General features: G+C 65.2%; 16 protein-coding genes and 1 pseudogene. 12 read left to right on the top strand and 5 right to left on the bottom strand.

Features of this window, described 5'->3' with window-relative positions:
* From ABIA30_RS16340 to ABIA30_RS16325, 4 genes and pseudogenes are all read left to right on the top strand, one after another.
* The gene (locus tag ABIA30_RS16340) at positions 1-2,016 is read left to right on the top strand and encodes a biotin carboxylase N-terminal domain-containing protein (RefSeq protein ID WP_370067171.1); all 2,016 of its coding nucleotides are present in this window, start codon (positions 1-3) and stop codon (positions 2,014-2,016) included.
* The gene (locus ABIA30_RS16335; RefSeq protein ID WP_370067169.1) at positions 2,013-3,173 is read left to right on the top strand and encodes an acyl-CoA dehydrogenase family protein; all 1,161 of its coding nucleotides are present in this window, start codon (positions 2,013-2,015) and stop codon (positions 3,171-3,173) included. Before ABIA30_RS16340 ends, ABIA30_RS16335 begins: the two co-directional genes overlap by 4 nt.
* Positions 3,170-3,649, top strand: a pseudogene (locus ABIA30_RS16330) (MaoC family dehydratase); the annotation flags it as partial. The gene ABIA30_RS16335 and the pseudogene ABIA30_RS16330, both read left to right, overlap by 4 nt.
* A gap of 98 nt (positions 3,650-3,747) precedes the next feature.
* A complete protein-coding gene (locus tag ABIA30_RS16325) occupies positions 3,748-4,560 on the top strand; it encodes a CoA ester lyase (RefSeq protein ID WP_370067167.1) in 813 nt (270 codons plus the stop codon).
* Between the two features lie 10 nt (positions 4,561-4,570).
* Here the strand turns inward: ABIA30_RS16325 and pstS are convergent, their stop codons facing one another.
* Positions 4,571-5,659: a phosphate ABC transporter substrate-binding protein PstS gene (gene pstS, locus ABIA30_RS16320; RefSeq protein WP_370067165.1), complete on the bottom strand. Its 1,089-nt coding sequence runs from the start codon at positions 5,657-5,659 to the stop codon at positions 4,571-4,573.
* 486 nt (positions 5,660-6,145) lie between these two features.
* Here pstS and ABIA30_RS16315 point away from each other — a divergent pair, with 486 nt between their 5' ends.
* From ABIA30_RS16315 to ABIA30_RS16300, 4 genes are all read left to right on the top strand, one after another.
* Positions 6,146-7,633, top strand: coding sequence for an MFS transporter (locus tag ABIA30_RS16315; RefSeq protein WP_370067163.1), 1,488 nt, complete (start codon positions 6,146-6,148; stop codon positions 7,631-7,633).
* 242 nt (positions 7,634-7,875) lie between these two features.
* A complete protein-coding gene (gene pdhA, locus ABIA30_RS16310) occupies positions 7,876-8,949 on the top strand; it encodes a pyruvate dehydrogenase (acetyl-transferring) E1 component subunit alpha (protein WP_370067162.1) in 1,074 nt (357 codons plus the stop codon).
* Between the two features lies 1 nt (position 8,950).
* Positions 8,951-9,997, top strand: coding sequence for an alpha-ketoacid dehydrogenase subunit beta (locus tag ABIA30_RS16305; RefSeq protein ID WP_370067160.1), 1,047 nt, complete (start codon positions 8,951-8,953; stop codon positions 9,995-9,997).
* A complete protein-coding gene (locus ABIA30_RS16300; RefSeq protein ID WP_370067158.1) occupies positions 9,994-11,157 on the top strand; it encodes a dihydrolipoamide acetyltransferase family protein in 1,164 nt (387 codons plus the stop codon). Before ABIA30_RS16305 ends, ABIA30_RS16300 begins: the two co-directional genes overlap by 4 nt.
* On the opposite strand, the gene ABIA30_RS16295 is transcribed toward ABIA30_RS16300, so the two are convergent.
* Both ABIA30_RS16295 and ABIA30_RS16290 read right to left on the bottom strand, forming a co-directional pair.
* Positions 11,158-11,910 (bottom strand): enoyl-CoA hydratase, encoded by a 753-nt coding sequence (locus tag ABIA30_RS16295; RefSeq protein ID WP_370067156.1) that lies wholly within the window; start codon positions 11,908-11,910, stop codon positions 11,158-11,160. It lies immediately after the preceding gene.
* Between the two features lie 10 nt (positions 11,911-11,920).
* On the bottom strand, positions 11,921-12,529 hold the full coding sequence (locus tag ABIA30_RS16290; protein WP_370067154.1) for a class I SAM-dependent methyltransferase: 609 nt from the start codon (positions 12,527-12,529) through the stop codon (positions 11,921-11,923).
* A 140-nt stretch (positions 12,530-12,669) separates the two neighbouring features.
* Between ABIA30_RS16290 and ABIA30_RS16285 the strand changes: the two genes are divergently transcribed.
* Both ABIA30_RS16285 and ABIA30_RS16280 read left to right on the top strand, forming a co-directional pair.
* Positions 12,670-13,344, top strand: a complete 675-nt coding sequence (locus ABIA30_RS16285; protein ID WP_370067677.1) for an MspA family porin — start codon at positions 12,670-12,672, stop codon at positions 13,342-13,344.
* A gap of 175 nt (positions 13,345-13,519) precedes the next feature.
* On the top strand, positions 13,520-15,121 hold the full coding sequence (locus tag ABIA30_RS16280; protein WP_370067152.1) for a glycosyltransferase family 39 protein: 1,602 nt from the start codon (positions 13,520-13,522) through the stop codon (positions 15,119-15,121).
* 36 nt (positions 15,122-15,157) lie between these two features.
* On the opposite strand, the gene ABIA30_RS16275 is transcribed toward ABIA30_RS16280, so the two are convergent.
* A complete protein-coding gene (locus ABIA30_RS16275; RefSeq protein ID WP_370067150.1) occupies positions 15,158-15,418 on the bottom strand; it encodes a hypothetical protein in 261 nt (86 codons plus the stop codon).
* A gap of 145 nt (positions 15,419-15,563) precedes the next feature.
* Between ABIA30_RS16275 and ABIA30_RS16270 the strand changes: the two genes are divergently transcribed.
* Positions 15,564-16,556, top strand: coding sequence for a hypothetical protein (locus ABIA30_RS16270; RefSeq protein ID WP_370067148.1), 993 nt, complete (start codon positions 15,564-15,566; stop codon positions 16,554-16,556).
* Here the strand turns inward: ABIA30_RS16270 and ABIA30_RS16265 are convergent, their stop codons facing one another.
* Complete coding sequence (locus ABIA30_RS16265; RefSeq protein ID WP_370067146.1) at positions 16,557-16,892, bottom strand: heme-binding protein; 336 nt, start codon at positions 16,890-16,892, stop codon at positions 16,557-16,559. It lies immediately after the preceding gene.
* Positions 16,893-17,048: 156 nt separating this feature from the next.
* Here ABIA30_RS16265 and ABIA30_RS16260 point away from each other — a divergent pair, with 156 nt between their 5' ends.
* Complete coding sequence (locus ABIA30_RS16260; protein ID WP_370067144.1) at positions 17,049-17,336, top strand: hypothetical protein; 288 nt, start codon at positions 17,049-17,051, stop codon at positions 17,334-17,336.
* Positions 17,337-17,513: the final 177 nt, after the last annotated feature.

Raw genomic sequence — 17,513 nt, 5'->3', positions numbered from 1 at the left:
ATGAGCTCCTTGAATATCCAGGGCGGGCGAAGCGACGGGTTGTTCAATACAGTCTTGGTCGCCAACCGCGGCGAGATCGCGGTTCGGGTCATTCGTACGTTGCGTGCCATGGGCATTCGGTCGGTGGCGGTGTTCAGCGACGCCGATGCCGGTGCTCGGCATGTCGCTGAAGCCGATGTCGCCGTCGGTATCGGCCCTGCCGCGGCGCGGCAGAGTTACCTGAACATCGAGGCGTTGGTGGCGGCCGCCCTGCGAACCGGTGCGCAGGCCGTGCACCCCGGCTACGGATTCCTTTCGGAGAACGCGGAATTCGCCGCCGCGCTGAACGAGGCGGGCATCGTCTTCATCGGTCCGCCGGCCGCCGCGATCAGCACGATGGGCGACAAGATCGCCGCCAAGGCCGCGGTGTCCGCGTTCGGAGTTCCTGTGGTGCCCGGCATCTCCCGGCCCGGGCTGACCGACGAGGATCTGATCGCCGGTGCTCCCGCGGTTGGCTTCCCGGTGCTGGTCAAGCCGTCCGCCGGTGGCGGTGGCAAGGGCATGCGGGTGGTGCATGCGGCCGACGAGCTGCCGGCCGCGTTGGCCTCGGCACGCCGGGAGGCGGCATCGGCATTCGGCGACGACACCCTGTTCCTGGAACGGTTTGTGTTGAACCCCAGGCATATCGAGGTGCAGGTCGTCGCGGACCGTCACGGCAATGTGGTGCATCTTGGTGAGCGCGAGTGCAGCCTGCAACGCCGGCATCAGAAAGTCATCGAAGAGGCACCGTCACCGCTGCTGGATCCGGCGACCCGAGCCCGCATCGGTACTGCTGCGTGCGATACCGCGCGCAGCGTCGACTACCGGGGCGCCGGCACCGTCGAATTCATCGTCTCCGCCGACAAGCCCGACGAGTTCTTCTTCATGGAGATGAATACCCGTCTGCAGGTGGAACATCCGGTCACCGAGCTGGTGACCGGTGTCGACCTGGTGCAGTGGCAGATCCGGGTCGCAGCCGGCGAGGCGCTGCCGGTGACCCAGGACGACATCGTCATGACGGGGCACGCGATGGAGGCGCGGGTGTACGCCGAAGACCCGGCCAATGACTTCCTGCCCACCGGCGGTACGGTGCTGGCACTTGCCGAGCCGGCCGGTGTCCGGGTGGACTCAGGCCTTCGCGCCGGATCTGTGGTCGGTAGCGATTACGACCCGATGCTGTCGAAAATCATTGCGTATGGCGATGATCGGGCTGCGGCGCTGCGCGGGCTGGACCGGGCACTGTCCGAGACCGCGGTGCTCGGTGTGGGTACCAATATCGACTTCCTTCGCTTCCTGCTCGCTGACGAGGACGTCGTCGCGGGCCGGTTGGACACCGGCCTGCTCGATCGCCGTACCGGCGATTACGTCGCCGCGCACGGCGGCGACGATGAGTTGATCGCCGCGGCCGCCTTCCGGTGGCTGAGCCATTGGCGTGCGGACGCAAGCCTCTGGGAGCAGCCGACCGGTTGGCGCACGGGGGAGCACGCACCGGTGACCGTTCGGCTCCGGTCGGGTGACCGCATCGACCACGTGCACCTCACCGGTAGACCACTGGATGCCCGGGCCTGCGTCGAGGATGGCCGATCACGAACGCTGACAGCGGTTCTGGACGGTACTCGGCTGGCCGTCACACTCGATGGCCTGCGCACCGAATACCTGACCGCGGTCGAAGACGGCAAGCTGTGGCTGGCCGGCGGCGGACGCACCATCGTGGTCGAGGAAGTCCGGGAGGCGCCGGTCAAACCAGACGAGGAACGCCAGGGCGACGCCGAGATCGTCAGCCCGATGCCCGGATCGGTGGTAGCCGTGGGTGTCGAAGATGGTGGGACGGTGCGTACTGGTGATGTCGTGGTCACCGTCGAAGCCATGAAAATGGAACATGCGCTGTCATCCCCGGTGGACGGCGTCGTGGAATTACTTGTCGCCGTTGGCGACCAGGTCAAGGTGGGCCAGCCGCTGGCCCGGATCACCGCACACCAAGAGGAGCCCGCGTCATGACCGACTTTCTAGCCACCGGCAACCTGCCGGAGCACTACGCCGAACTGGCCAAGACGGTGCGCGACTTCGCGCAGACCGTCGTCGCACCGGTGGCGGCCAAGCATGACAAGGAACATTCGTTCCCGTACGAAGTTGTCGACGGCATGGCCGAAATGGGCCTCTTCGGTCTGCCGTTCCCCGAGGAATACGGCGGCATGGGCGGCGACTACTTCGCGCTGTGCCTGGCCCTGGAAGAACTCGGCAAGGTCGACCAGAGCGTCGCCATCACGCTGGAGGCAGGCGTGGGTCTGGGCGCCATGCCGGTGTACCGCTTCGGTACCGAGGCGCAGAAGCAGGACTGGCTGCCCCTGCTGGCCAGCGGAAAGGCGTTGGGCGCCTTCGGTTTGACCGAGGCCGGCGGTGGCAGCGATGCCGGTGCCACCAAGACCACCGCCAAGCTCGACGGCGACACCTGGGTCATCAACGGATCCAAGCAGTTCATCACCAACTCCGGCACCGACATCACCAAGCTGGTCACGGTGACGGCGGTGACCGGCGAAGTCGATGGCAAGAAGGAGATCTCGGCCATCCTGGTGCCCGTGCCCACGGCGGGCTTCACCGCCGAGCCCGCCTACGACAAGGTCGGCTGGAACGCCTCGGACACCCACCCGCTGAGCTTCGACGACGTCCGGGTGCCTGCGGAGAATCTGCTCGGTGAGCGTGGTCGCGGGTACGCCAACTTCCTGCGCATCCTGGACGAAGGTCGCATCGCGATCGCCGCATTGTCGGTCGGTGTCGCCCAGGGCTGCGTCGACGAATGCGTCAAGTACTCCAAGGAACGAGAGGCGTTCGGCCGCAAGATCGGTGGCTACCAGGCCATCGCTTTCAAGATCGCCCGGATGGAGGCCCGCGCCCACGTTGCGCGCACCGCGTACTACGACGCGGCGGCACTGATGTTGGCGGGCAAGCCTTTCAAGAAGGCCGCCTGCGTGGCCAAGATGGTGGCCAGTGAGGCAGCGATGGACAATGCCCGCGATGCCACCCAGATCTTCGGCGGCTACGGGTTCATGAACGAGTATCCGGTGGCGCGACACTACCGGGACAGCAAGATCCTCGAAATCGGTGAAGGCACAACGGAAGTGCAGCTCATGCTGATCGCCCGGGAGGCCGGGCTGTGAGCGAGAAGAAGATCGTTGTCCAGCGCGGGCTGTGGTTCGAAGAGTTCGAACCCGGGGTGATCTACCAACACCGGCCGGGCCGCACCATCACCGAAGCTGACAACGTGCTGTTCACCACGCTCACCATGAACACCCAGGCGCTGCACCTGGATGCCGCTTTCGCAGACGCGCTGCCGCCGTTCAATCAGCGGCTGGTGAACTCGATGTTCACCCTGTCGACCCTGGTGGGTCTGTCGGTGGCACAGCTGACCCAGGGCACCATCGTCGGCAACCTCGGCTTCTCCGATGTGGTGTTTCCCAAGCCGCTGTTCCACGGCGACACCCTGTACGCCGAGTCCGAGGTGCTGGAAAAACGCGAATCCAAGAGCCGTCCTGGCGAGGGCATAGTCACCTTCGCGCACACCGGCCGTAACCAGCACGGAGACATCGTCGCGACTGCGTCGCGCAAGACCATGGTGCGGATGCGTCCGGCTGAAGACTCCCCCGTCGCTTCGCTCGCCCCAGGGCCTTCTCCCGTCGCTTCGCTCGCCCCAGGGCCTTCTCCCGTCGCTTCGCTCGCCCCAGGGGAGTCATAGTGGCCCTCCGCGCACCGGGCCCCGGCTGGCTGTTCTGCCCGGCCGATCGTCCCGAACGCTTCGAAAAGGCCGCGGCGGCAGCCGATGTCGTCATCCTGGATCTGGAGGACGGGTGTGCGGCCAAGGACCGCCCGGCGGCCCGACAGGCCCTCATCGACACCCCACTGGACCCGACTCGCACTGTGGTGCGGGTCAACCCGACCGACACTGCCGACCACAGGTTGGACCTCGAAGCGCTGGCTCGCACGCCGTACACCACGGTGATGCTGGCCAAAACCGAATCCGCGCAGCAAGTTCGGGCGCTGGCGCCGCTGGACGTGGTGGTACTGGTGGAAACTCCGCTGGGTGCGCTGGCCGTCACCGAGACCGCGCGGGTGGACAACACCTTCGCCGTGATGTGGGGCGCCGAAGACCTGTTCGCGGTTCTGGGAGGCACCTCGAACCGCTGGCCCGACGATAGCTACCGGGATGTCGCCAAGCATGTGCGGTCGCAGTCGTTGTTGGCCGCCAAGGCTTTTGGCAAGTTGGCGCTGGATTCGGTGTATCTGGATATCAAGAACCTCGATGGGCTGCGAGCCGAGGTGGATGATGCAGTGGCGGTCGGTTTCGACGCCAAGGTGGCGATTCACCCCACGCAGGTCGCGGTGATCCGGGCCGGCTACACCCCGACGGAGCAGGAAGTCGATTGGGCCCGTGCTGTTTTGGATGCGGCGACCCGCGAGCGCGGCGTGTTTCAGTACGACGGCCTCATGGTGGATATGCCGGTGCTCCGGCGGGCAGAGCGGATCGTCGCCCTGGCGCCGCGAGCCTGATCTCGTCCGGTCAGCTGATGTTGTTGACCGCTGCGGCGACCTTGGTCTGGAAATCCGGTGGCAACGGGATATAGCCGAGTGGGGGCAGGCCTTGTTGTCCGACGGAGACGGTCGATTGCATGAACGCTCGCACCGCCTTGCCCACTTCGGTATCGGGGTACTTGGAGCAGACGATCTCGTAGCTGGCCAATAGGATTGGGTAGGCGCCGGGCGCGCCAGTGGCGTACACCTTCGACAGATCGAGCACGAGGTCGCTGCCCTGGCCTTTCACCGTGACGTTCGAGATGGTCTTGCCGACCCAGTCGCTACCGATGCGAACCACTCCACCTGCCGTCTTGATTCCTGCCACGTCGAGGTCCTGCTTCATCGCGTAGGACCATTCGTTGTAGCTGATGGCGCCTTCGGTGCTTTTCACGGCTTTGGCCGTGCCCTCGTTGCCCCGGCCGGCGGTCCCCACGCCTCCGTTGAATACCTTGCCCGCGCCTTTGGTCCAGGCTCCGCCCGAGGCGGCCTGCAGGTACTGCTGGAAATTGTCGGTGGTTCCGGACGCGTCGCCGCGGTAGATGACATGGATGTCTTCCGCGGGCATGGTTCCGTTCTGCGCGGTGATGGCCGGGTCGTTCCAGCGGGTGATGGCTCCGCTGAAAATCTTTGCGAGCGTTGGTGCGTCAAGATTCAGGACGTCGGTTGACTTGACGTTGAAGGTGATCGCTATCGGGCCGAACACCACTGGCAGGTCCCACGCGTCTGCCTGGCCGCAGCGCTGCTTGGCGCTGGCATATTCGTCACCCTGCAGCGGCGAGTCCGAGCCGCCGAAATCGGTTCTGGCAGTGAGGAAATCTTGAATTCCCGCGCCCGATCCGCTCGCCGTATAGGTGAGCGTCTTGCCGGAGCATGACTCTTCGTAGCCGGTGATGAAGTGGCTCATCGCGCCCGCTTGGGCGGTCGAACCACTGCCCGTCAGGTCCTGCTTGCCACCACAGCTGACCTCGACGCCTTTGGCGTAGGTGGGCGGCGTGTCGAGGTGTGTGCAGGCCGACAGGGTCAGGCTGCCCACGATGAGCAGTCCGGCCGCGGTCCGGGATCCGATACGCCTCATGGTTGTCTCCTCGTAGAACAAACCCGGATAGCCATATCGGCTGCCCGGAATGCTCGGGGCCAGAACAGCTGTTGTGCTCCTGCCGCAAGTTGGATGAAACGAATTAGTAGTCACCGATAGCGAAATCGAACTCAGTCCAAAGCAAACAAAGGGTTAACCCTGGATGAGGCCGACGGCATTGCCAATCAGCTAAACATAGGAAGCAAACCGGGAGCGCGAAATTCCGCCGGAATGACCTAGTCATACACCGTTGACCTGCTTGAACACTCGGCCTTTTCCAAGCGATTTATCGGGTCAGGCCCAGGTTTGCCACAGTCTGCTGAATTCACCCGGCATTCAGTGTGCATTCACTGATCCCGCTTAGCGTCTGCGGAATTGACGCTGGTCAGCCGATGGTGCACGCCCGCGAAACCGTCCCGTATCGCGACGGTGCGGTATCGGGCGGGCCGGGTTGGCGACCGACGCTGGAATTCCGGGAGAGGCGACATGACCGACACACTCGACAAACCGCAAGACCAACCCCAGACGACCGGGAAATCGGTGCAGGAGTACATCGACGAGCTCCCCGTCTGGCCCGACGGCACCGCGTTGCGGTCGATGCCGATGACCGCCATGCAGTTCCGAATCTGGGCGCTGGCCTGCGCCGGTAAGTTTTTCGAGGGCATGGTCGTGTTCATGACAGGCGTTGCCCTGCCGCTGATTTCGATCCAGTTCCACTTGACCGCCACAGACAAGGGTCTGGTCACCGCAGCCTCCCTGGCAGGCATCCTGGTCGGCGCCACGGCTCTCGGCGGTTTGGCGGACAGCTACGGGCGCAGGGTGATGTTTATTGCGGAGATGATCATCTTCGCGGTGTTTCTGGTGGCGCTGACGTTCGCGCCCAACTTCATCACGCTGGTGATCTGCCTGTTCGGGGCGGGACTTGCGCTGGGCTGCGATTACCCGACTGCGCACATGGTGATCTCGGAAAGCATCGCAACCTCGATGCGGGGCCGACTTGTGCTGAGCGCCTTCGCTTTCCAGGCTGTGGGAGCCTTCTTCGGCACCGCGTTGGGCTTCGGAATTTTGTATGCGAACCCGGACGTGGGCGCCTGGCGGTGGATGTACGCATCGGCCATCGTGCCGGCGATCCTGGTCGTGATCGGTCGCCTCTATGTCACGGAGAGCCCCCACTGGCTGGTGTCGAAGGGCCGACACGAGGAAGGCGAGAAGGCCACTCACAAGCTGCTCAAGCGCAACCCGCAGTATCCCAAGAACGTTTCTCTGGCACACCTGAGCGACCAGGCCAAGGGGGCCTCCGGAGGTCACGGGTCCTACACGTCACTGTTCAAGAAGAAGAACCGGCGCGCAACGATCCTGGCCTCGGTTCCGTGGTTCCTGCAGGATCTGGGTGTCTACGGAATCGGCATCTTCACGCCGACGATTTTGGCTGCGGTCATCGGCACCGAGTCGAAGTCACACGGACTGTCGGACACAATTCACAATGACATCCTGGGGGCCAAAGGCTCGGCCATGATGGACGTGCTGTTCGTCTTGGGTGTCATCGTCGCCATCTTCCTGGTGGACCGAGTCGGCCGAATCAAACTGCAGATCATCGGCTTCATCGGGTGCGCCGTGGGCCTGCTGCTGTCTGGGTTGTCCATCCGTTCGGACGGCTCCAACGTGATGTGGCTGCTCTTCCTCGGTTTCACACTGTTCTACTTCATGGTCAACTTCGGGCCGAACGCGATGACCTACCTGCTGGCCGGCGAGGTCTTCCCCACCGAGGTCCGGGGTAAGGGCGCCGGGTTCGCCGCGTCGTTCGCAAAGATTGGGGCGGTGCTGACCGCGTTCCTGTTTCCGATTTTGCTCAAGTCCATAGGTACCTCCGCGCTGCTGTGGGGGCTGGTCGTCTGTTTCCTGCTGGGCGCCATAGTGACCTACCTGTTCCGGATCGAAACCGCCGGAGTGAACCTGGAGGATGTCGGCAAGTAACCGCCCTGGACGGGACGGCCGACACGTCGCTGTTCCGTGACCTGCGGTCACCTCGGTCATGCCCATCCGGGCGCATAATGGCGGTGATGCCCCAGCACTGCGGCGAGCAGAGCGGATCATCCGGCCGGCGCCACACCCCGACACCGACCGGCGGCCCCACACCAGGGGTTTGCCCTGACCGCCACCGCGCTGAGCACCTCGCGGACTGACGGCCGAACATGCCGTCACCGAAAGGAGGCGGTATGGCTGAGACGGTGGCACTGGAGCCGGTGCAACTCATCGCGCCCGATGGCGCAGTCACTCCCGAGGACCGGTATCACCGGGACCTGCCGCCGGAGACCCTCGGCTGGCTCTACGAATTGATGGTCGTCACCCGCGAGTTGGACGCCGAGTTCGTCAACCTGCAGCGCCAAGGTGAGCTGGCGCTGTTCGCCTCCTGCCGGGGCCAGGAGGCTGCACAGATCGGTGCGACGGCCTGCCTGCGCAAGACCGACTGGATCTTCCCGCAGTATCGCGAACTCGGCGCCCTGCTGACCCGGGGTATCACTCCGGCCCAGATGAGCGCGGTGTGGCGGGGCCGCTGGCACGGCGGCCTGGGCTTCACCGAAAAGCACTGCGCCCCACTCTCGATACCGATCGGCACGCATGGTCTCCATGCCGTCGGCGCCGCCATGGGCGCGCAACGGCTGGGTGAGGATTCGGTGACGGTGGCGTTCGTCGGCGACGGCGGTACCTCCGAGGGTGACATGCATGAGGCGCTCAACATGGCGGCCGTTACCGCGGCGCCGTGTGTGTTCTTCATCCAGAACAACCAGTGGGCCATCTCGGTGCCGATAGGTCGGCAACAGGCCGGACCCTCGATTGCGCACCGTGCCATCGGTTACGGCATGCCCGGTATTCGCGTGGACGGCAACGATGTACTGGCCTGCTACGCGGTGATGGCACAGGCCGCGCAACGGGCACGTCAGGGCGGTGGGCCGACGTTGATCGAGGCCGTCACCTACCGGCTCGGCCCGCACACCACCTCCGACGATCCGACCCGCTATCGCTCGGCCGATGAGGTCAAGCATTGGGAGACAAAGGATCCGATCACTCGCTATCGCACGTACCTGGAGCGCATCGGGATACTGACGCCGAGGCTGTCCGAGCGTGTCCAGGCCCGATCGCAACGGCTGCGCGACGAGCTGCGCGAGTCCGTCGTCAATGCACCGGATTTCGACGTCGCCGAGATGTTCGACACCGTCTACGCGGACATCACCCCGGAGCTGGCCCGGCAACGTGATGCGCTGATCGCCGAATTGGATTGGGAGGGTTGACATGACACAGATCATCGACCGGCCCTCGGTGTCCGGAGATTCCGGCGACGAGTTGCCTGAGCTCAGCTCCCAGGCCCAGACCGTCACCATGGCCCAGGCCGTCAACCGGGCGCTGCACGACGCGATGATCGCCGACGAACATGTGCTGGTGTTCGGCGAGGACGTCGGACCACTCGGTGGTGTCTTCCGGGTAACCGACGGCCTGCAGGCGACGTTCGGTGAATCACGGTGCTTCGATACCCCGCTGGCCGAATCGTCGATCATCGGCATTGCGATCGGTTTGGCGCTCCGCGGATTCGTGCCGGTGCCGGAAATCCAGTTCGACGGCTTCGCTGCGCCGGCATTCGACCAGATCGTCAGCCATTTGGCCAAGTACCGCATGCGCACCCACGGCGACATCGACATGCCCGTGACGATTCGCATCCCGTCATTCGGCGGAATCGGTGCGGTGGAACACCATTCGGAGTCCACCGAGTCGTACTGGCTGCACACCGCCGGGCTCAAGGTGGTGGTGCCCTCGACCCCGTCGGATGCCTACTGGCTGTTGCGGCAGTCGATCTCATCGCGCGACCCGGTCATCTATCTGGAACCCAAGCGCCGGTACTGGACCAAGGGCGAGTTGGACACCACCACGGCCGGACCGCCGCTGGGGCAAGCCGCGATCCGGCGGGTCGGGCAGGACGTCACCGTCATCACCTATGGCTCCCTGGTCGACACCGCCTTGGCCGCAGCGAATCTGGTGGCCGACACGGTTGCGCTGGAGGTCGTCGACCTGCGGTCACTGAATCCGCTGGATTTCGAGACCGTCGCGGCATCGGTGCGCAAGACCGGCCGCGCCGTCGTCATGCACGAAGGACCGCGCACCTTGGGCTTCGGTGCTGAACTGGCCGCGCGGATCTCCGAGGAACTCTTCTACGACCTGGAGGCACCCGTGTTGCGCGCCACCGGATTCGACACCCCGTACCCACCGGCCCGGCTGGAGAAGTTGTGGCTGCCCGGCGTCGACCGTCTGCTGGACTGCGTGCACAAGGCGATGAGCCAGCCATGAGTGTGGTCCGCGACTTCCTGGTTCCAGACCTGGGTGAGGGACTGCAGGACGCCACCATCACGTCGTGGGCAGTCGCCGTCGGTGACACCGTCGTGCTCAACCAGGTGCTGTGCACGGTGGAGACCAACAAGGCCGCCGTCGAGATACCCAGCCCATATGCCGGCATCGTGACCGAACTCGGTGGGGCAGAGGGCCAGACGTTGGCTGTGGGCGCGGTTTTGGTGCGTATCGCAGTCGCCGAGTCCGCGACGCAGCCCGAGCCGCCGCAACCCAAGCGCAATCCGGTGCTGGTCGGCTACGGCACCGATGAGCAGATGGATGCGACGCGGCGCCGGGCCAAGCCACGAGTCCGCAAGCTCGCCGCTGACCTACATGTGGATCTGAACGGCGTTGTGCCGTCGGGCCCCGACGGCATCGTCACTCGTGACGACGTCTTGGCCGCAGCGCCGCACGCCGACAGCGTCCGCCCCGACAGTGTCACCGCGGTGACCGGCGTGCAGGCCGAAATGGCCCGGCGGATGTCTGTGTCACGCAGCGAGATTCCTGACGCACATGCCTCGGTGCACATCGACTGCACCGAATTGCTGAGGGTTCGCCAGATCCTGGCCGCGGTGGATGAGGCGATCACCCCCTTTACCCTGACGCTACGGCTGCTGACCATTGCGCTGCGGCACCATCGGGAATTCAACGCGACGTGGGTGCCATCTGAGCGGGGTCCTGGTGTGCATCTGCACGAATCGGTGCACCTCGGTATCGGGGTGGCGACCACCCGTGGATTGCTGGTGCCGGTCGTTCGCGATGCGCACCGCATGACTACCCGCCACCTGGCGCAGGAAGTCGCGCGACTGGTACGCGCGGCGCGGGACGCGGAGATCAAACCCGTTGAGCTGCATGGCTCGACCTTCACCGTGTCGAACTTCGGCGCGCTGGGCCTGGACGAGGGGGTGCCCGTCATCAACTACCCGGAAGCGGCCATTCTCGGCATGGGGTCACTCAAACCGAGGGCCATGGTGATCGACGGCGTCGTCGAAGCCCGCCCGACCATGACGCTCACCTGTGCCTTCGACCACCGGGTGGCCGACGGTGCCGGGGTCGCGGCGTTCCTGGGGGAGCTGCGCGCACTGATCGAGACGCCGGAATTGGCCTTGTTGGAAGGCTGATCAGCGCTGCCTGGCCGCCGCCAACCGTGCTGCGAACTCCGGTGATTCGATGGATGCGGCCTGTGGCGCGATCTCGATGTCCACCGCCAGGTGGTGCTGGTCGATATCCAGCACACCAGGGTGATCGGTGGCCCGCATCGAGGCCTTGGTCGCCAGCACCACCTCACGAGGAGCACCGGCAGGTCCCGCGGCCAACGCCAGTGCGGCGGCCACCGGATCATCTGCAACCTGCAGGGCCAGGCCATTTCGCACCGCCTCTTCGGCATCGAACCTCATGCCGAACAACAGTGCAGCCCGAGCGACCTGCGGTCCGACGGCGCGCTGCAACATCCATGTCGCCCCGCCGCCGGGATGAATACCGAGCTTTTGGAAGCGTGGGTCGAACACCGCTCCCGGACCGGCGATGCGGACGTCGGCGGCCAGCGCGAGATTCAGCCCGGCGCCCACCGCCGGGCCGTTCACCGCAGCGATGGTCGGCAGCTTGCAGTCCGCCACCGCCAGGAATCCGTCGTAGATGACCCGTAGCCCGTTGACAGTGGCTGCGCCCAGCGCGGTCAGGTCGGCGCCCGCGCAGAACGCCTTGCCTGCGCCGGTGACGACGACCGCATGCACACCGGGGTTGGCTTCGGCGGAGTCGACCGCTGCGCGCAGGCCGGCGGAGATCTCCGCGGTGACCGCGTTGCGGCGGTCGGGATCGTTGACGGTGATGAGCGCGACGCGGTCGAGAACCTGCGTCAATACGTGTTCGGACACGAATGTCAGCCTAGAACTGCGGCTTGGACCAGCGGAGTAGATACCGGTAGTACAGGCCGCGGCGGATCACTGCGCCGGGCAGGATTCGGTTCGCCGTGATTCGAATCTCGGACAGTGATTCGCGAGGGGCGGCGACCGCCACCCCGATGTCACGCCGTTCGCCGTGCCAACGGGAGCCGATCCGGACGGCGGGCAGGCAGGCCGCCGATATCAGCCAGTCTGTGAGGGTGCGATTGGCGGACAGCCCTACTACGGCGATTTCCCCTGTGGGCGTGAGTAATTCACGAGCCTTCAGTAGGGAATCAGCCAGCTCCATGTGGTGCAGGCTGGCGACGAAAGTGATCACATCGAATTTCTGACCGCCGGCGTCGAACTCATGGAAACCGTTGTGTGCCAGAGTGACCCGCCCGATGCCGGCGAGTCGTTCGCGGGCCCGGTCGATCGCGGCGGAATCGGGGTCGATGGCAGTGACCGATCGCGAGGTGGCGGCCAGTCGCTGCGCCAAAAGACCTTCACCGCAACCGATGTCGAGCACATTGCCCCGATGTTTCCCGGCGATGTCCAGCACCCACCGGTGATAGGCGGCATTGTGATTCCAGTAGTCCGGGGTGGCAGTCACACGCTCGACTCTGCCACCACGCAGCGGTATCCGAACTGCCGGGAACGCGCGATGGGATCCGGTGTACGGCGAATGAACCGGGACTGCGAAGGGCCTGTGAATTTGCTTAACTCCCGGTCATGAATGGCGTCGGAACTGGCTTGTCGAATCGTCTAGCTGCACTCGGGGTGGTGTGTGCGCTGTTACCGGTGAGCATGTCTTCCGCCGCATATGCCGATCCGGCCGTGCCGCCCGCCGGCGACGCCGCACCGCTGCCGGACACCGGAGCGGTGGCCTCGGCCGAACCCGGCATTGTCACCACGCCGGATGGCTGGACGCTGACCGTGACCGCGTCCGATGAGACCCAACTGCCGGTCGCGCCGCTGACCACCGCGGTCTCCTCCCGCGAATACCTGGTGGGTGGCACCTTCACCGGCACCATCAGCGGCCGCGGGAAGGGCACTCTCGCGGGTGGAACGTTGGAGGTCGGCTACCAGATCGGTTGCGGTATCGAGCTGGGGCAGGTCCGACTGGTCGGCTCCGCCGGCGCGACCACCGGCACCGCCAACCTCTTCACCGGCGCCATCCCCACCAACGTCACCTTCCCGTTGCAAGGTTCGATCGAGAATCACCCGAAGCCCGGCCAGGTGACGGCCATCCCGGTCGACAAGAAGGCGTTCAAAACGGCCCCGGTGCGGGTGACACTGAAAGAAGTCCACGTCAAGGTCGACGGCTGCGTCGGTCAGTCGTTCCTGCGGTCGTACGGGACCTTGACCAGTTCGACCTCCGATACCGACGACATCGTGGCGTACTACGGCGTCACCAAGGCGGTCTGATTCGAGCGCGCCGATCGAAACTTGCTTGGGGAAGCAGTTTTCTGAGTATTCACTAGCTGATCGCTGATAGCTTGATCGGTGTCGTGAACAGTGCGGTCTGCACTGTTACGGTGCCGACAGCGGGCGGCTCTGGGGGTGCAGCATCAGCGCGGTATTGGAAGCCGGGGGCATAAGGGTGCGCGGGATCACGTGGCGTGGTCCCGCGGCTGAGTCGGCCTTGATCGGGCTGTTCGCGTTTGTCATCGGTGTGATCGGTGCGGGCCGCCCGTCGCTGTGGTTGGACGAGGTCGCGACGATGTCCGCGACCGGGCGCAGCCTCCCGCAATTGTGGGCGCTGCTGCACCACGTCGACGGGGTACACGGCGCCTACTACTTCCTCATGCAGGGCTGGTTCACCGTGTTTCCGGCAGATCAGTTCTGGGCGCGGTTCGTCAGTTCCGTCCTGGTCGGGGCGGCGGCATCCGGTGTGGTGGTGATCGGTCGTCAACTGGCATCCAGGCAGGTCGCGGTCGCGGCCGGCGTGGTTTTCGCGGTGCTGCCGCGGGTCACCTGGGCGGCGGTCGAAGCGCGTTCCTACGCGATGTCGATGTTCGACGCGGTGTGGATCACGGTGCTGTTCCTGATGGCGCTGCGCCGGAGGAGCGTCTGGCTGTGGGTTGCCTACGCAGCGGGCCTGGCGTTGTCGACCGTATTCAATGTCTTCGTCATCTTCGTCGTCGCAGCCCATGCGGTACTGGTGCTCGGCAACCGGCCCGCCAGGCGGACCATCGCCGGCTGGATCTGCGCGGTGGTTGCGGCGACCATCGCCGCGCTGCCGTTCATGTATGCGATCAAAGCGCAGCAGGCCCAAGTCGGATGGATCTGGGCGATCGGTCCTGGAACGCTGGGACAGCTGATCGGTGACCAGTACTTTCCCGCGGTGTACTCGAGCAGTGAGCGGGCCACGAACTTGGTCCCGAATCACAAGGTGACCTCAGCTGAGATCGCGGCAGGAGTACATGCGCAGGCCTTGGTGGCGCCGTTCATCATCGCTGTGCTGGTGCTGACCGTCGTGGCGTGGCGCATGCGCCGCCGGCCGGGCGCCCCGCTGGGGGAACGCCCGAGACTGTTGGGCTGGATGGCGGCCGCGTGGATCATTGTCCCGACCGCAGTGATCGTGGCGTATTCGATGGTGCGCGAACCGATGTACCAACCGCACTATCTGTCGTTCACGGCCCCCGCGCTGGCGCTGCTTCTGGGCATGGCAGCGGTCACCGTCGGCCGGGAACCCCGCCGGATCGCAGTGGTGCTGGCCGTCCTGGCCGCAGCCGCGGTGCCGAATTATGTTGCCCAGCGCGGGCCGTACGCGAAATACGGCATGGACTACATTCAGGTCGCCGACATCATCAGCGCCCACGCTCAGCCCGGCGATTGCCTCAACATCGACCTGTCGGCGAACTCGACCGTGGTGGGTCCTCTCAAGGCCGCCAAGCCCGCGGCGTACGCGCGGTTGCGCGACTTCGGACAGGACAAGAGTGCGTTGGAGCTCGAAGCGCTGTTCGAGACCCGGCTGCCGATCACGGCCTGGGCGGACAAGCTGCCGTCGTGCCCGGTGGTGTGGACCGTCACCGAACGCGATCGGTCGCTGCCTGCTCACCGGCAGGCCGGGACGTTGACGCCGGGGCCGCGCCTGGCCAGCACGGCGGCGTATCAAGTGCCGGCCGCGCGGGGGTTCCGGGTCATCGAGCAGTGGCAGCTCAATGTCGCGCAAGTGGCGAAACTCGTTCCGGCCAAATGATTTTGACGCTCGCGCTGCGGGCGTTGGCAGCCTGGGTCAGCGACCGGCCTGAATGCCTTGGTTGACCTGATCGATCGCCTGCTGCACCAAGTTGATTGCGGTGGCGCGGTGGCCGCCCTTGTCCGCCTCCGCTGCGTTCAGAAAGTTCAATGCATTCTGCAGGCTGTCGCGGGCATCGAACATCCGCCACTGGTCGGCCGACGCGAGACCGGTGCCCAACATGGTGAAACTGATTGCAGCCAAAGCACCTACGATCAGCATCTTGAGTTTGGAAATGTACATCGTCTGGCCCTTCACCCGAAGGGTAGCTGACCGGCCCGACGCTAACAGTGGCCGCCGGTGGCTGCGGTCATAGTTTTGAGACCTTCAGCGGTTCTTCAGCGAAGTGAGCTGTACGAAGGTGTCGCGCCGGCTTTGTCTACGTTTCGTCGCACTGAACCTCATGCAACGGGCACAATTCGCGGGCCGGCGAGCACAGCTGCGCCGCGATGCCGACAGCGGGCACACCGCGCGAAAGGGCCGGGCAACGATGAGTGACAACGCGGACTCGCCGGCGATGCGTCAACGGCTTGAAGACCGTTACCGCCGGCTGGCACAGGCGCGCCAGGTCCGATTCGTTTCGGCGGTGGTCGCTCGGTTCAACGAGATCGACGGGGGCACCTTGGGTGCGGTGGTGTCGGTCCAACTGTTCACCACCGTTATCCCCTTGGCGATTATCGGCTTCAGTTACCTTCACGGCTTCGCCGACAACGCCAGCCCCGGGACGGTGATGAGTCGTCAGCTCGGCCTGGTGTCTCCGTTGACCGAACGGGTTCGAGACGCCTTCGGCCGGGCCTCGGGCCTGCGGTCCAGTTGGACCTTCATCGGCGTCTCGAGTTTTCTCTTGTGGGGAATCCCGATGTCGATCAGCATCGCCGGCATCTTCGCCAAGGCCTGGCGCCGTGAGCCGTTCGGCCTCGGCGGCAAGTTGTGGCGTGGCGCGCTGTGGTTCCTGTTGTATCTGGCGGTGATTGCGGTTCGGGAGCGGATCGCCTTCGGCAGCGATCACCACGGGGCCTCGCGGTATCTGCATTTTGCGGCTTCTCTGATACCGGCCTGGCTCTTCTGGACGATCACCCCGGCTCTGCTGGTCCGCCGCGGTGGCCGGGGCGGGTCAGCGCTGGTGCTGGTTGGCCTGGCCGGAATGCTCATCGACGGGGCGGTGCTGCCGCTGGCCGCCCGGCTGGTCTTCCCGCCACTGCTTCAGGGCTGGGACGAATTCGGGCCCATCGGGGTAGCCATGGCGATACTCACCTGGTGCGGCGTCAGCGGGATCGGGTGGGTTGTGACGGCATGTGTCGGCGCCGTGGTGTGGGAGCGGGCGGCGCCGCCCGCGACCGTCATCGAGTCGGAGGCCGACGACGAAGACGCGGCCCCAGAGGAATCAAAACTCTAGTTACTGGCAGCGGCTCTTCATGTCGCGCAGCGGCTGGCGGATCGCTGCCAGGTCCGACTGGGTCTGCGGGTTGGCGGCGTAGTAGTCGTGTACCTGCTTGCGGACCTGGTCTTTGGACTGGCCTCGCAGGCTGGTGAAGTACGCGTTGACGTCGGGGTGGGTGAACAGATACACCGACGTGGCTGCGGAGACCTGGGCGCTGATCTGTTCCAGATCCCCGGCCGAACAACCCGGCTGCGGGTCGGCCGACGCCGCAGGGGCAGCGCCGATCACGGCGGCGCCGGCAAAGAAGACGGTACCGATCACGCGTGCTGCGCCGCGGGCACTGACGGCCATATCCAACTCCTCACCTCGGGTGCGCTGACCTTATCCCACCCGGCGGCCGCCTCGAGGGCTGACGGGCCACGCAGACCTTCGTTGATATCGGGTGGCAGCCGGTCGCCGATGTTACTGTCAGCCATCAGTTCTCGGCGTTGGCAGTAGGAGATTCCGGTGCGCACACGACTTATCAAAGCTGCGGTGCTCTGCGCCGCGACGGCAGTGGTGACGTTGGTCGCGCCTCCGCTGGCTTCGGCCGATTCGTGCGATCCGGCGATCGCGGCCTGCCCGGACTACGGCACGCAACCCACCACCGACAATCCGTCGCTGTCATTTTCGCCGACCACCATCGCGGACAACGATCAGTACCCATTCGACGGTGACTGGTACTTCAACCAAAACATCGATGAGTCCGGGCACAGCGGTGGCCACAGCGGCGGCGGTGGCGGGCACGGGCGGTAACGCAGACCATGTGAAGTGCGGCAGTTCTGGCTAACTGACGAGGATGGCGCAATGCCGGTATCGGCCTGCAAGAGTGCTGAGCGCCCCTGTTCAACGTCGGTTGATGCTTGACCGATCTACTCCGGTTGATCCTTGACACTGGTTGTTGTGTTTTAGGGCTGTGCGCTGGTGCGCAAG

The organism is Mycobacterium sp. MAA66 (assembly GCF_041261665.1).
Lineage (GTDB): Bacteria > Actinomycetota > Actinomycetes > Mycobacteriales > Mycobacteriaceae > Mycobacterium.
The sequence above is the reverse complement of the archived record's forward strand: the minus strand, read 5'-3'. Positions and strand labels throughout refer to the sequence as shown.

What these genes read in the sequence shown, in the direction of transcription:
- ABIA30_RS16340 (WP_370067171.1), top strand. Translation starts at nt 1, where the DNA reads ATGAGCTCCTTGAATATCCAGGGCGGGCGAAGCGACGGGTTGTTCAAT.
- ABIA30_RS16335 (WP_370067169.1), top strand. Translation starts at nt 2,013, where the DNA reads ATGACCGACTTTCTAGCCACCGGCAACCTGCCGGAGCACTACGCCGAA.
- pstS (WP_370067165.1), bottom strand. Translation starts at nt 5,659, where the DNA reads ATGAGGCGTATCGGATCCCGGACCGCGGCCGGACTGCTCATCGTGGGC.
- ABIA30_RS16315 (WP_370067163.1), top strand. Translation starts at nt 6,146, where the DNA reads ATGACCGACACACTCGACAAACCGCAAGACCAACCCCAGACGACCGGG.
- pdhA (WP_370067162.1), top strand. Translation starts at nt 7,876, where the DNA reads ATGGCTGAGACGGTGGCACTGGAGCCGGTGCAACTCATCGCGCCCGAT.
- ABIA30_RS16305 (WP_370067160.1), top strand. Translation starts at nt 8,951, where the DNA reads ATGACACAGATCATCGACCGGCCCTCGGTGTCCGGAGATTCCGGCGAC.
- ABIA30_RS16300 (WP_370067158.1), top strand. Translation starts at nt 9,994, where the DNA reads ATGAGTGTGGTCCGCGACTTCCTGGTTCCAGACCTGGGTGAGGGACTG.
- ABIA30_RS16270 (WP_370067148.1), top strand. Translation starts at nt 15,564, where the DNA reads ATGCAACGGGCACAATTCGCGGGCCGGCGAGCACAGCTGCGCCGCGAT.
- ABIA30_RS16265 (WP_370067146.1), bottom strand. Translation starts at nt 16,892, where the DNA reads ATGGCCGTCAGTGCCCGCGGCGCAGCACGCGTGATCGGTACCGTCTTC.